Raw genomic sequence first — 13,288 nt, forward strand, 5'->3', positions numbered from 1 at the left:
ACTGCTCGCTCATAGCGCTAACATTTAAATTTGGTGTCTTTTCAAAATTACATTGTCAAAGATTGAGGATTTGTCTCAATCAATTTTGCTAAATCTTGCAAGAACGCCGCAGCATGGGCACCGTAAATAATGCGATGGTCAGAAGTAATATTGACTTGCATTTGTTGCCGCACACCAAATAAACCGTCGGGTGTTGCTACCACTTGCGGACGGGATGCCCCGATCGCTAAAATTGAACCTTGTCCAGGTGGCAAAATCGCATCAAATTTATCTACGCCAAACATCCCCAAGTTAGACAGGGTAAAAGTACCACTGTTGTATTCTTGGGGCTGTAGTTGTTTTGCCCTGGCACGTTCTACCAAAGACTTCCAAGTCCGCGATAGAGAATAAATATCTACTGCGTCTGCATTTTGCAGTACAGGTGTAATCAATCCGCCATCATCCATCGCTACCGCTACAGAAATGTTGATATCAGAATGATAAACAATACCCTGGTCTGAGTAGCTGGCATTTAAAAGTGGGTGTTTTTGTAAAGTCACCGCTACAGCTTTCGCCAGTAGCGCTGTCATTGTCACGCCTTTGGATTTAATTTGTTTATAAAGTTTGTCTAACCCATCAGTGGTAATTGTATAACCGACACGGAAGACGGGCACGGATATGGTGGCTACCATGTTCCGCACTACAGCATTTTGGAAGGTAGTTAGAGGCACAATTTGACCGGGAACAGCCGCCACCACTGGTGCAGGTGCTGGTGTCCGAGGTGCTGGGGGTACAACTGGGGCGCTGGTTGGTACAGGTGCTGGTGGAGCAACTGGGGAAGTAGCGGGTTGTTTGCCCTTATAGGACAATGCTTCTACATCTTCGGCAACAATGCGACCGTGGGGGCCGCTGCCTTGGAGTGTAGTTAAATCAACTTTGAGTTCTTTGGCTAACTTACGGGCACGGGGTGAAGCTACAAGCCTTCCTTCTTTGTGGTTAGACCCGTTTTGAGACGCTAAGGCAGGAGTTGCCGCTGAGGCTGTGGCAGGGATTGGTTCTGGGGATGAGGTAGCACTAGCAGCCACGCCGCCGGAATTGGCAAGAGATTTGGCCTGTTCAATTTCAGCTTCCGTTTCGGCTATGAAGGCGATCGCAGATCCTACCGGGGCAGTTTCACCAGCTTCAACTATGATATGGGCAAGAAATCCCTCATAAAAGGTTTCTACATCCATATCTGCCTTATCTGACTCTACAACCACCACTGTTTCGCCTTTTTCCACTTTGTCCCCTGGCGATTTCACCCAGGAGACGATTTTGCCTTCGGTCATTGTAGAACTCAGAGCCGGCATAAATACTTCGTGAATGCTCATAGGGTGGTTTGGGAATCAATGGTTTATGGACTTTAACAGCTTTTATCAGATCGAATTGTATCTTGGCGGGAGAGTTTTGGACTGGAGATTTTATATTTTAGGTTGAGTATTGGGGACTGGGCATGGGGCATTAGCTTTTGATTAATGACTAATGACCAATCGATTGACTCTAGGAACCTAAATATGAATTGGAGGTCTATAATACAGAGCTATCCTCAATGGTTAGCCAATATCGCCATCTCGTTTTAGTCGTTGACTTGCAAAAACCACCACGAGTTTCTCACAGATTAAATGGGATTGCTATTCATATACCTCATAACCACTGCTTAAGATACAGGAGCTTCTCAGAGGTAGAGGATATGGGATGCAGTTCAATCTAGAATTCAAAATTGGTAATAAACCTATTTGAAATTCCTGTTTACTTTTATGTCGGCAAAGCTAAAATTCTTTTTGATTGTGATACTCGGTATCTTTGCCACTGCTGGCGCTGGAGTATATATTACCCAGCGCCAGACATCCGCACCGATTTTTGAGACTAGTAACGGACAAACCCAGCAGGTGGGAGCAATAGATCAGTCTCAAGAAGTTGTGGCATACTCAGAGCGTTTCGATTATAAAACTATACCTCTAGAAAAGATAAACTCATCTCTCCAAGGCAGTGATCCTGCTACCCTCGCCCTGAATGCTTTTGACGGCATAGCATCGATGGGAGGAACGCGAAAGGTAGAGGTAGCTTATCCGCAACGGAATCAAGCCTTTGTGACGATTACGCAAACCAAACGGGGCGATGATTCAGTTGGTATTAAATATCGAGTTGAGATGACAACCTTTGGGCGATCGCTTTTTACTAGCTCACCTCCAGTGTGGCAAATTGTTTGGGCTGGAGTGAGCAGTCAGGAGTGAGGAGTTAAGAGTGAGGAGTTAGGAATTTAAACTCATAACTCATAACTCATAACTCATAACTTTTTAAATGTCGCCGCGAATTTCTTCTACAACACCATCGCGCAGAACGATTTCGACCTGCATTTTGCTAATCAGGTTATCACCCGTCTCTACTCGGAAAAAGCCTTCCATTTGGAATTGGTTGACTTCCTGATCTTGCTGAAGAAATTGCACTTGCTGGAGGTTTTGCAGCAATTGATTTTTCTGCTCTAAAAATTCACTTTTCTTTTGATTGACTTGGAGTTGGATATTGTCAATTTGTTGGAGGGTCTGGGGGCCAGGTGGTTGCAGACTCTGCTTTTGAATTGCAGCGATCGCTCTTTGTCCTTCAACGTCTAGCTGTTGCAGTTGCTGGTCAAGTTGATTGATCTGCGTTTGCAACTGCTGTTGTACTTCCTCTTTCCAGAGGGGAGTCACAATGACTTTGACGTTAACAACACGTTTCAGGAGCAAGTTAGATTTGGAGACATCCATAAATATTTCACGTTCACTCTTAGTAGTTGGGAGGTGGAATCATCAGGCAAACATGCCGTCAATAATATCGCGATAGCGTTCGGTGACGACGTGTCGTCGAACTTTCAGTGTTTGTGTCATCAAGCCATTTTCGATGGAAAACGGTTCCAGAATGAGCTTGAACGTCCCGATGCGGTCATCCGGTCGATAGCCTGGACGATTTTGCACTTCCCGATTCAATTCTTGGCGAAATAAATCCTGGATCATTCTACTCTCCCAGTCAATTTTTTGACTAGGTGAAGAAGTCACCTGATCATTGGGCGTATCCAGTATCAAATTCTGACTTGCTGCCCATTTTTCTAAAGCTTCGACATTGGGGACAATTAAAGCTCCCAAGCTGCGCTGATCTTGGCCGACAAGCATGATTTGATCGATGTATGGCGATCGCAAACACGCATCTTCGATCGGCTGCGGCTCGATGTTTTCGCCGTTAGTCAATACAATCGTATCCTTTGCTCTGCCAGTTAGCACCAAGTCGTCTTGTGGTGTCAGCCAACCCAAATCGCCGCTATCAAACCAACCTTCAGCGTCAATTGCTTTCGCTGTCGCTTGCGGATTTTGGTAATAGCCTTGCATAATTTGCGGCCCCCTCAACAATACCAAGCCTCGCTTTTCTACTGGTAGGGGCGCTTTTGTCTCAGGATCGACGATTTTAGCTTCTGTAGCCGGAAGTGGTTGTCCTGATGCACCAATCAAATTTCGCCAAGGACGACGTACATGGGTAACAGGAGAAGTTTCTGTCAAGCCATAGCCTTGCAAAATCTGCACACCAATAATTTCAAAGAAGTTATCTATGTGTCTGGGAAGCGCACCGCCGCCGCTAATCATCTGCTTGACTTGTCCTCCTGTAGCTTCTCGCACTTTGGCATAAACCAGTCGTTCTCCCAAGGCATGGAGGGGTAATAAAGCAGCTGCTTGTATCTTAGCTGCGAATCGTTCGATGGCTGAAGCATGAAGATTATTTAAACTCAATCCTTGAGCAACTCGCCGGGCTTTGATATATTTTTCGCTAATACCCATTAAAAAGTTAATTAGGCGTTGCTTTTTGGCTGGTTGCTCACGGAACTGCTTTTGCACTCCTTCATAAATCGATTCCCACAGGCGGGGTACACCCACCATGTAGTTGGGTTTAAATTGTCTCAAATCTGCTTTCACAGAGCGCAAGTTGGTATAAACTTGCGTGCAACCTTGAGATAGTAAGTAATATTCAACAGTCCGCTCATAACTGTGCCATGAAGGCAGGATACTGAGAACAATGTCGCCCGCATTTGGTTGCAATACTGTGCCAAAGGTTGTCACTTGGTGCATTAAATTGCTATAAGACAGCATCACACCCTTGGGTTTACCTGTGGTGCCAGAGGTGTAAATTAAGGTTGCCAGAGCGTCACGATTTTGCTTGACTGGCACAAAATTATGATTTTTCCCAATTTCGAGCAACTGGGCAAAATTCAGCACCTTTAGGGTTTCGTCTGTCGGTGGTGCTTCATCTGAAAGTAAGATTACCGCCTGAATTGGTAAATCTTGAAGGCGGTCTTGCAGTTTTTTAAGTGTCTTTAAATCCTCAACTACTATTGCCGTACTGCCACTATTAGCAATGATAAACAGCAGTTCTTCTTTTTCCGCTTGGGAGCTACGCACCGCATCAACCCCTCCAGCAGTCATTATGCCTTGATCGGCAATAAACCAGCGAGGACTGTTGTCAGAAATTAAAGAAATGCGATCGCCTACTTTTATTCCCAAAGCCTGTAACCCAGAAGCAAATAGTTGCATTTGCTCTGCCAACTGGGTATAAGTAATCGCTACTTCTGGTTTAGCGTGAGGGTTGCGGAGGGCAACAATATTACCAAATTTTTGAGCTGCCAAAGGCCAAATTTCTGGCAGCGATTCCACATTTGTGTAATCTACCAACCGCTTTAGGGCTTGGCGTTCTCGCTCACTAATGTTAGATAAAAAAGAAGACGCGGTTTGGGTTGTTGACATAACACCTTACCTAAATATCGTAAACTGATCGTTTTCCAGCTTATTTTGTTATTACGCTACAATATCAATCCTTATTATCCACATACCCCTCTGTGTATGATAATTCCAGGAATTTTACGTTTATATTTACAAAAATTTATGTTAAAGTTAATTTACATAGACTGCAAGCAATAGATTGACTGAACATCAATGCTATACATACATTATGCTTGTAAATAAAAACAGCGATGTCTACGACGGGCTACGCCTACGCCTACGTTTCACAGGGGATGATTACCTATGAATTTGATAGACACTATACTACTAACGCTGCTCAATATTGCTGCTTGCATGGCGTTACCTAAGCTTTTAGCTATCCTTCTGGCTGATAGAACCAAAGTTACTGAAACGTTGGCAAATAGTTCTAAATTACAAACAGCCAAAATTGAACTTACCAGTTTTCCTTATTGTACAGCTTACCCAGTAACAGGTAGCCAATTTTGTAAATTCAGTCCTGATTTCTGTGTTAAGTGTTCTCCGAATTGATGGACTATTACTATTTGCCAGTAAAAATTCCTTAGTGCTTCCGACAGCCAGCTATTAAATAAACATCTCCGAAAACTCCCAAAGTACCTCTGTAACTAGCTTATAGGGTGCGCTTGCCAGTTTGGCAATCCGGCTAGTTTATACGATCAAATAGGGCTTTTAGATGCTTGTTGTTGGTAATCAGACAAAAACGTAGTTATGTGTGTTTATTTTCACATCATGCGATGGCGTATATCTCTGCTGGTAATACAAGTGCCCCAATTCGCAATCTTACTACTTTGCAAACTGTCAAAATTACTTGTTCATACTTTTTAGGATTTAACCGAAATCTTTCTTGAACAACTCGAAATATTTTTACCGAACGAATTCGATGTTCAACAAATACTCGTTTGGATAAAAACTCCTTGTTTTCTTTTTTTCTGGTCGATTGTTAACTGTTCTAGCACTAAATTACAAAAATTCTTCTCTATAAGAGAGTATTTAAAAATTAGTAGTTACCATAAGAAAATATATTTGTTTAGCTTATATTCACTACAAGAAATCTAAAATTATTTTTGTACGAAATTGTACTGGTTTTGCTTCAAACTAAAAATATAGTCAACACCAATTTTAAAACGGAGAAGATTAATACATGAGTTTGATAGATGGTATATTTCTAACGCTGTTAAATACTGTTGCCTGCCTAGCACTGCCTAAGCTGCTATTTGTAATTCTGTCTGCCAAAAGCCAAAAAGCTGCACCTTCACAATCTGCTCTTAGATCACAAGATTCCAACTCTGAAATCCCAAGTTTTTCTTAATGATAAGCTGATTATCTGTAGATATCGCCTTGATGAGGAGAAAATTTAGTGATTGGTGCAAGGCGATGTCTCACGATAAGTTATGTATATCTTGTTTTGGGAAAAGAGTGAGTGTACATATCTACCAAAAATAAATATTTATACAGGAAAAAACTGGTCTAAAGTACAGCTAAAACCAGGCAATAGCGGAGAAATTAGATTATCACTACTAAATAAGGTTGCTACCAAGTTAAGTTGACTTTGTTCGCGCCGATAGACCTCTAGTTTACGCGATCGCCAATCAGCAATCCAGTATTCTTTTACTCCTCTGGAAGAATAAAGTTTAAGTTTAGCTTCCTTATCTCGTCTTAGGTCTTCCTTACCAGCAGACAAAACTTCGACTACTAAATCTGGTGCGCCAGTTAAATGTCCCGCTTCATCCAATGTTAGCGCCAAGGTTTCTTTAGTAACCCAAACTACATCAGGAATCACATTATCTGATTCTGAAAACAAAACGCCAGGGTTGATTACAGCTTCTCCTAAACCACTAAACTCCGACCAAACATCAAGTTGTCGGAAAATTCTGCCACAAGTTTGCTGATGTTTAAAGTGAGGTGCCCTAGTCACAAATAATTCTCCATCAACTATCTCATAGCGTGTCCCTTCATTTTCTGCTAACAGTTCCACATCGTGAATTGTCCAGCGTACTCCTGTATTAAGCATCTGACTCATTGGCTAACTCCTAATTCCTTTAATCTTGCTTTTGTATTTTAATAAAATAGAATTTATGAATCAGACTAATTGATTCTGAATTCTGTATTCTTCTTCAATCATCACTTACGATTTTCGCGCCGCCACTTACTCCGTACTAGGCGAATTTCATCAAAAGTGTAACTTTCACCTAGTTGTTCTTTGATGGGAGTGAGGGAAATGTCACCGAGTACTTCTAAAACTTGCCAAATTTTTTGTTGATGTTCTAAAGGTACTAATTGATTTAAATCAACTGGCTGATTTTTCTCAATTAGTTTTTCTAAATGATTGCTAACTGTTGCCGGACTAAGGTTGCGCTTTTGGGCAATTTGAGCAATATTTAAACCTTGTTGATGTAATTGTAATGTTTGTAATTCGGTGTAAGAAGAAGATGAGTTGGCAGAAGATACGGAAGTAACAGATTTATTTTGCAAACCTTTTTCTTGGCGATAGGCGCGAATTTCTGTAATAAACTTTTCGCCATACTGAGCGAGTTTGTGACTACCTACACCAGAAAGTTTGGCAAATTCAGTTAAGTTTTGGGGTTGCACCTGTACCATCAATTTTAAAGTGGAATCGTGGAAAATGACGTAAGGTGGTACAGATTGCTCGTCAGCTAATTGTTTACGTAGCGATCGCAACTTCTGTAATAATATTTCTGCTTCTTCTGCTTTTTCACTCCCCTGTTCCCAGGTAATCTTTTGGACTGTGGTTATAGCTAACGAAACTGTACGTTGTTTTCGCATTACTTGCCAACTTAAGGCATTTAGTTTTAAAACTGAGTAACCATCGCTAGTTTGTTCTATTAACCCTTGATGTAGTAGCGATCGCCCCAACATTCGCCATTCATCTAAAGTTCTATCTTTACCAATACCGTAGGTAGAAAGTTTATCGTGTTCGTATTGGAGAATTTTGTCTTTTTTTGCCCCCCGCAACACATCAATTATGTGTAGCATCCCAAATCTTTCTTTGCAACGGGCCACGCAAGATAAAAACTTCATGGCTTCAATTGTCCAATCTTGCATGGGTTTGGGATGACGACAATTGTCACAGTTACCGCAATTCCCAGGAAACCTTTCTCCAAAATAACCCAGTTGAATCGTTCGCCGACAATCGGTGCCTTCAGCGTAATCGATCATCTGCCGTAATTGTTGCTTGGCAATCAACTGTTCTTGAGGATCAGTTTTTTGATCGATGCTCCATTCAATTGTTTTAACATCACCAAAACTGAAAAATATTGTACACCGAGATGGTTCTCCGTCTCTACCTGCTCTACCCGATTCTTGATAATAACTTTCTATATTTCTGGGCAGATCAAAATGAACTACCAACCGCACATCGGGTTTATTAATTCCCATCCCAAAGGCGATTGTTGCCACCATAACCCGGACATCATCTCGAATAAATCGCGTTTGATTACTACTACGTTCCTCATCAGTTAATCCGGCGTGATAAGGCAGAACAACAACTTTATCATTTTGTAGTTTAAAAGTGAGTTCATCAACTTTTTTACGAGTTAAGCAATAAATAATTGTCGAACCTTCACTTTCTCGAATTAGTTCTAACAATTCAGCGTAAGCATATTTAGTTTTAGGACGAACTTCGTAATAAAGATTTTGACGGTTAAAACTGGCAAGATGGATGCTAGGTTGCTTCAGCCCTAGTTGTTGAATGATATCACTACGGACGCGATCGGTTGCTGTGGCGGTGAGGGCGACGGTAGGAACATCAGGATAGCGTTTCCGCAGAGATTTCAACTGGCGATATTCTGGACGAAAGTCGTGTCCCCATTCAGAAACGCAGTGCGCTTCATCAATAGCGAAGCTAGAAATACCGATTTTTTCTTTAACTAAATCGAGAAATGGTAGAAACCTTTCACTCAAGAGGCGTTCAGGGGCGACGTATAGTAATTTTACTTTACCGCTAAGGATGGCTTCTTCCCGCGATCGCACCTTGTAAGCATTCAAACTACTATTGAGAAATGTCGCGTTAATATTATTATTTCGCAGTGCTTCTACTTGGTCTTGCATCAAAGCAATTAACGGCGACACTACCACTGTTAGTCCATTTTTTAACAACGCTGGTAGCTGAAAACATAGAGATTTCCCTCCACCAGTCGGCATCACAACCATTAAATCTCGATTTTGCAGCGCATCTTCGATAATTTGCCGTTGTCCGGGGCGGAATTGGTCGTAACCGAAGTGATATTTTAGCGCTTGTTCGAGATGAGGATACTGAAGCATAGCGATCGCTTTTTCGGAGGCGTTCTGCGTGGGTAGTTATGAAGATATCAGGATTTTAACTCACATCTTTGGCAGCTTTGGGAAGACTTGCCTTTCTCTACTATGCTTTTTAGTAGCAAGCAGACTTTTAATCTAAAACCAAAATCTAAAATCTAAAATTCGCCTCAGCATCTACCTAACCGAGAATTTGCTGTTATTACTTTGCCTTGATGCCCTATCTGATTACATTTTAACTGTGATTCTAAAGCATCAATCTTTCGTAAAAGCGACACTCCCCACACTATAGAAATCACCAACTTGATTGTCATACCCACGAGCAAAAGTGTCACGATTGTGGCAGCTTTCTTTTGTTGAGCCAGCCTTTTTTGTTGTTCTGCAAGGCGTGCTTCAACTTCTTTGGCACGTTCAGCCTCTAATGCTTGCTGCATTTCTCGCCGATCTAATTCTTCACTAGCAGCTAAAAATCGATAATCTGAATTGGTCAAGCTTTTGCCATTTGCCCAAGTTTGAGCATCAATCAAGGCTTGTCCGCGCAATAGGCGAGATTCATCCTTTTCCTTTGAGGCTATCCATGCATTGAAGGTTTCGTAGTAGGGGCGCAAGTAAGCTAATTTTTTTGCAACCCATTCTAAATTGAAAACTTCTTGATAAATTCGGTTTTTGATTTGGAGAAAACCTTGCTTTTTGATTACCAAACCAGACAGCAACAGTTCTACCTGTTCTCGACTATCGTCGGCTGGTACTTCCACTCCTTGGAGAATTTGCTGATAAATTCCTAGCAATCTGGCGGCAGATTGTTCGTTTCCAAGGATGCGATCGCGAATTGTCCGCAAATGCTCTGGTTCATCTTGTGACTCCCATTTTTCGATTATGTGCGATCGCACTACATTTTCTATCCAAAATTCTTCTGCGCCAGGGGGAATTTTTAGCATTCTACCCACATCATCTTGAGATAAACTAACAAGTAGCCGACATAGCTTTTGAGTCAGAAATGGTTGCCCTTCTGTCCAAGACAATACTTCTTTCAAAAGTTTCTGGGGATTATTGCCTTTAATATCCAGTCCCAAAGATAGCGGTTGAGCTTCTTCAAATGTAAAACCATTTACTTGTATGGTTTTACCAAGATTAAAAGGGGTGGTATGATTCCGATATAAAATCAAATCTGAAGGTGTTGCAACCCCGAAAATTGCAAATGTAATCCGATTATACTCTGGATCAATTGCTCGTTGGTTATAACAGAAGCGAATCAAGTTGAAAAAGTCATCAACAGAGAAATCGAGGCTGAGAATACTATCAATTTCATCAATAAAAATAAATAATCTTTCGTTAGGAAATTTAACTAACAGAATTTCCGAAATAAATCGACTGAGTTTCTGAACTAAAGAAATATCATTTTGTTCTTGCCACCAGGTTTTTAAATTGACTTTTCCTAACAGTTTAAAACTTAACCATAAGTCGCCTACAACTCCTTTATACCACTGCTCTGGAGTTATATTTTCACAACCAATATTAGTCATATCAACGGTTGCACATCTAAAGCCCTCTCGTTGGAAGCGATGCTTTGTTTTTACCATAAGTGAGGATTTGCCCATTTGCCTACTGCTCAGGATGTAGCAAAATTCACCCTGCTTCAAGGCTTCATAAAGTTCCACATCCGCTCTGCGCTCAACATAGCTAGGAGCATCACTCGTGAGCGTACCTCCAACTTGGTATCGATAATTATTCATTTGATTGAAAATTTTAAATTAGTCCTCGTTTTTAATAAATAAATTTGGATCGGGACAATTGATAAAATTCAGATGAAGAACGAGAGCAAGTATTTTGATTATTTATCTTTCAACAGTTTACCAGAACCATTAGTAGTATTTTGCTTTCCAAGCTGTTGGCTAAAATAAAGACGATATAACTCACACATTGTGTGAGCTTGATTGCCATTTAATTGAACCAAACCCATGCTTTCTAACTTGTAAGCAGCGATCGCATCTAACTCCACTTGTTCATCTGTTAAAATTACCTTTTGCATCGCGGACATTAATTCTGGTTCTTTTTGGAGCAAGCTCAACAGTTCTCGTAAATGCTGACTGTAAATACCCACTGGTGTAGATGCTGTTTCTAGTAACACCTCTAATGTCATTTCTTCCTGATATAGATGATAAAGTGCAAGACTCACCAAATAGGGATGTCCTCCTACCATTGCTTGTAGGGGTACAAGGCGTTTTGCCCCTTCGGAGTCTGCTGCCCAATGCAGCCTGTAAGATAATGCTAAATTCTGTACCTGATTAAGAGTAAACGGTGGCAGCGTAATTGTTATCCCTACATTGAAAGGTGATTGGTTTAGCTTGAGTGGAATATAAATTTCTGTAGTATGAACTACTACCATCCGCAGTTTTTGCCAGATTTGATCCTGCTTTGCTTGTTCATGCCAAAATCGCAGCATTGGCAAAAAGTCTTGGGCAATATTGGGATGTTCAAAAACTCGATGGACTTCATTTAAAGCCAAAACTAAAGGACTATGATCAATGTATTGCAGCACATACGCTTCAAAGTAAATTTTGCAGCTTACCTTACTGCCCATTTCCGTATCCCAAAAATCATCGAGACAAGGAAGGAGATTTAATTGCCTGCTGACATTGATACAAAACCAACGTAAAAATTTATCAAGAGAAGCAAAAACATCTTGGTCAGCTTCTTGAAAATCCAAATAGACAATTTGATAACCTTGCTCTCTAGCATAAGCAATCATCCGGTTGAGCAGTGAACTTTTTCCTGTCTTTCTAGGTGCTTTGATCCGGATTAAGCAACCAGGGTGTAAAATCTCGTTACAAACAAGTTCTTCCAGAGGAGGGCGATTGATGTAAAGAGGAGAACCCAGTGGTACAGGGCCGCTAGGAAATTCAATCTTGCTTGCTGAAAACAAGTCTGAAGAAACCATTTCTAAGCTAGATTCTTCACCCAACTTTTGATGGCTGTGATTTTCCTGATCGCTCATCTTGTCTTGCAGGTATTTATTCAAGGCTAAATGCAGATTTTTTTTTGTTATTTTTTTTCCAAGTGCAACGGAGAGGTCTTGCCACAACTCAGAGCCAACTTCCTTGATGTAATTGTTGCGATAGCCTGATACCTCTGCCATTTCATCGTAAGTTTTGCCCAACCACGATTGAGAGAGCACAAACCACTGAATGGAAGCAAGAGGCTTATCTTGCAGAATTCTTTCTACTGCTTGCAAAATATCTTCCACGGATATTAAAAGTTAAACAGTTACTAGATGTATTTATCTACTTTGGTATAGTAATAATATACAACTGAATAAATATTTAAAAAAAGAAAATTAAATACCTACGGATACACTTTTTGACATCCAATTAATCTTTGAACAAAAAAAATTGTTAGTGTGGCGCAGTTTACTTTTCCTTCTTGGGTGCTAATACTGTCAAAGCAAATCAGGTTCGCCTGTTAGGCAATAACGCTTTTGGCTTTGAGGATTTAGCAAATGGCGGTGATAAAGATTACAACGATTTGATTGAGCGAGTTAATTTGAGTATCGCCTAGTCTGAAGTTCCCACGGATAGATTTAGTAATAGAGCCTGTAAACTTTACTGAGCATTTTAGAAAGTCAAAGCCATAAGAATCTATTCTCAATCTGGGAATAATAGCTTTGTAGATTACCGCTATTTCAAAAAAATTAACCCTCAGCTTACCACTGGGGGCTTTTTTTGTTTGGCAAAATGGCATATCTCTAAATTAGACGGTTGCTATGGTATTTGAGTAGGATACATTCCATGCGAAAAAGTACTGACTTGCATTACCCTTGGCTAACTACCAAGGGTTTTTATTGGAACTTCTACTGTGATATTGCACCATTCTTAATAACCGTAATGTTGGCAGCTTGGTATGAGTAAGTAGCTAGACATGAAAAATTATAAGATAAGAGTAGAAGAGAACAGATGATTGAAAATGCCAGCAGCACTACGAATAAAACTGACTAGAGAAGAAGACAAAACGTTGCAGGAATTAAGCCTTGCAGAGAATGTACCTCGAAGAGTCAAAATTAGAGTGATCGCATTACGACTCAATGCCGATGGTTTAACAGTTCCAATGATTTCTGGTCACTTACATATTCATGAGCATACAGTTCGAGCCACATTACGTAGATGGGAAAACCAGGGATTAGGTGGATTGTGGGAAGCACCTGGACGTGGAGGAAAACG

The 13,288-nt window shown here is 40.8% G+C and carries 10 protein-coding genes and 2 pseudogenes; 4 read left to right on the forward strand and 8 right to left on the reverse strand.

Going from position 1 to position 13,288, the window contains the following annotated elements; genetic code table 11:
• Window positions 1-47: 47 nt before the first annotated feature.
• Entirely contained in the window at window positions 48-1,349 is a 1,302-nt protein-coding gene (locus ACEYW6_RS07415) for a dihydrolipoamide acetyltransferase family protein (protein WP_412979202.1), read from the reverse strand.
• 426 nt (window positions 1,350-1,775) lie between these two features.
• Between ACEYW6_RS07415 and ACEYW6_RS07420 the strand changes: the two genes are divergently transcribed.
• Window positions 1,776-2,252 carry a hypothetical protein gene (locus ACEYW6_RS07420; protein WP_412979203.1) on the forward strand — a complete coding sequence of 159 codons (477 nt, stop codon included), beginning with the start codon at window positions 1,776-1,778 and terminating at the stop codon, window positions 2,250-2,252.
• A gap of 63 nt (window positions 2,253-2,315) precedes the next feature.
• Here the strand turns inward: ACEYW6_RS07420 and ACEYW6_RS07425 are convergent, their stop codons facing one another.
• The gene (locus tag ACEYW6_RS07425) at window positions 2,316-2,765 is read right to left on the reverse strand and encodes a YlqD family protein (protein WP_069072569.1); all 450 of its coding nucleotides are present in this window, start codon (window positions 2,763-2,765) and stop codon (window positions 2,316-2,318) included.
• Window positions 2,766-2,807: 42 nt separating this feature from the next.
• The gene (locus ACEYW6_RS07430; RefSeq protein ID WP_412979204.1) at window positions 2,808-4,784 is read right to left on the reverse strand and encodes an AMP-dependent synthetase/ligase; all 1,977 of its coding nucleotides are present in this window, start codon (window positions 4,782-4,784) and stop codon (window positions 2,808-2,810) included.
• Window positions 4,785-5,063: 279 nt separating this feature from the next.
• On the opposite strand from ACEYW6_RS07430, the gene ACEYW6_RS07435 reads away from it, so the two are divergent.
• The gene (locus tag ACEYW6_RS07435) at window positions 5,064-5,309 is read left to right on the forward strand and encodes a hypothetical protein (protein WP_412979205.1); all 246 of its coding nucleotides are present in this window, start codon (window positions 5,064-5,066) and stop codon (window positions 5,307-5,309) included.
• Between the two features lie 217 nt (window positions 5,310-5,526).
• On the opposite strand, the pseudogene ACEYW6_RS07440 reads toward ACEYW6_RS07435, so the two are convergent.
• From ACEYW6_RS07440 to ACEYW6_RS07460, 5 genes and pseudogenes are all read right to left on the reverse strand, one after another.
• Window positions 5,527-5,718 (reverse strand): annotated as a pseudogene (locus ACEYW6_RS07440) (IS5/IS1182 family transposase); the annotation flags it as partial.
• 528 nt (window positions 5,719-6,246) lie between these two features.
• Entirely contained in the window at window positions 6,247-6,819 is a 573-nt protein-coding gene (locus ACEYW6_RS07445) for a Uma2 family endonuclease (RefSeq protein WP_412979206.1), read from the reverse strand.
• A 101-nt stretch (window positions 6,820-6,920) separates the two neighbouring features.
• Window positions 6,921-9,080, reverse strand: a complete 2,160-nt coding sequence (recQ, locus tag ACEYW6_RS07450) for a DNA helicase RecQ (protein ID WP_412979207.1) — start codon at window positions 9,078-9,080, stop codon at window positions 6,921-6,923.
• A gap of 164 nt (window positions 9,081-9,244) precedes the next feature.
• On the reverse strand, window positions 9,245-10,807 hold the full coding sequence (locus ACEYW6_RS07455) for an AAA-like domain-containing protein (RefSeq protein ID WP_412979208.1): 1,563 nt from the start codon (window positions 10,805-10,807) through the stop codon (window positions 9,245-9,247).
• 98 nt (window positions 10,808-10,905) lie between these two features.
• Window positions 10,906-12,306, reverse strand: a complete 1,401-nt coding sequence (locus tag ACEYW6_RS07460; protein ID WP_412979209.1) for an AAA-like domain-containing protein — start codon at window positions 12,304-12,306, stop codon at window positions 10,906-10,908.
• A gap of 170 nt (window positions 12,307-12,476) precedes the next feature.
• Between ACEYW6_RS07460 and ACEYW6_RS07465 the strand changes: the two are divergent.
• Both ACEYW6_RS07465 and ACEYW6_RS07470 read left to right on the forward strand, forming a co-directional pair.
• Window positions 12,477-12,629: pseudogene (locus ACEYW6_RS07465) on the forward strand (DUF4114 domain-containing protein); the annotation flags it as partial.
• Window positions 12,630-13,034: 405 nt separating this feature from the next.
• On the forward strand, window positions 13,035-13,288 hold a 254-nt coding region (locus ACEYW6_RS07470; protein WP_412979210.1), incomplete at its 3' end, for a helix-turn-helix domain-containing protein.

Source organism: Nostoc sp. UIC 10607 (assembly GCF_047228265.1).
Classification (GTDB): Bacteria; Cyanobacteriota; Cyanobacteriia; order Cyanobacteriales; family Nostocaceae; genus Nostoc; species Nostoc foliaceum_A.

Excerpts from the sequence above, each read along its gene's own strand:
- ACEYW6_RS07415 (WP_412979202.1), bottom strand. The coding sequence starts at position 1,349 with ATGAGCATTCACGAAGTATTTATGCCGGCTCTGAGTTCTACAATGACC.
- ACEYW6_RS07420 (WP_412979203.1), top strand. The coding sequence starts at position 1,776 with ATGTCGGCAAAGCTAAAATTCTTTTTGATTGTGATACTCGGTATCTTT.
- ACEYW6_RS07425 (WP_069072569.1), bottom strand. The coding sequence starts at position 2,765 with ATGGATGTCTCCAAATCTAACTTGCTCCTGAAACGTGTTGTTAACGTC.
- ACEYW6_RS07430 (WP_412979204.1), bottom strand. The coding sequence starts at position 4,784 with ATGTCAACAACCCAAACCGCGTCTTCTTTTTTATCTAACATTAGTGAG.
- ACEYW6_RS07435 (WP_412979205.1), top strand. The coding sequence starts at position 5,064 with ATGAATTTGATAGACACTATACTACTAACGCTGCTCAATATTGCTGCT.
- ACEYW6_RS07445 (WP_412979206.1), bottom strand. The coding sequence starts at position 6,819 with ATGAGTCAGATGCTTAATACAGGAGTACGCTGGACAATTCACGATGTG.
- recQ (WP_412979207.1), bottom strand. The coding sequence starts at position 9,080 with ATGCTTCAGTATCCTCATCTCGAACAAGCGCTAAAATATCACTTCGGT.
- ACEYW6_RS07455 (WP_412979208.1), bottom strand. The coding sequence starts at position 10,807 with ATGAATAATTATCGATACCAAGTTGGAGGTACGCTCACGAGTGATGCT.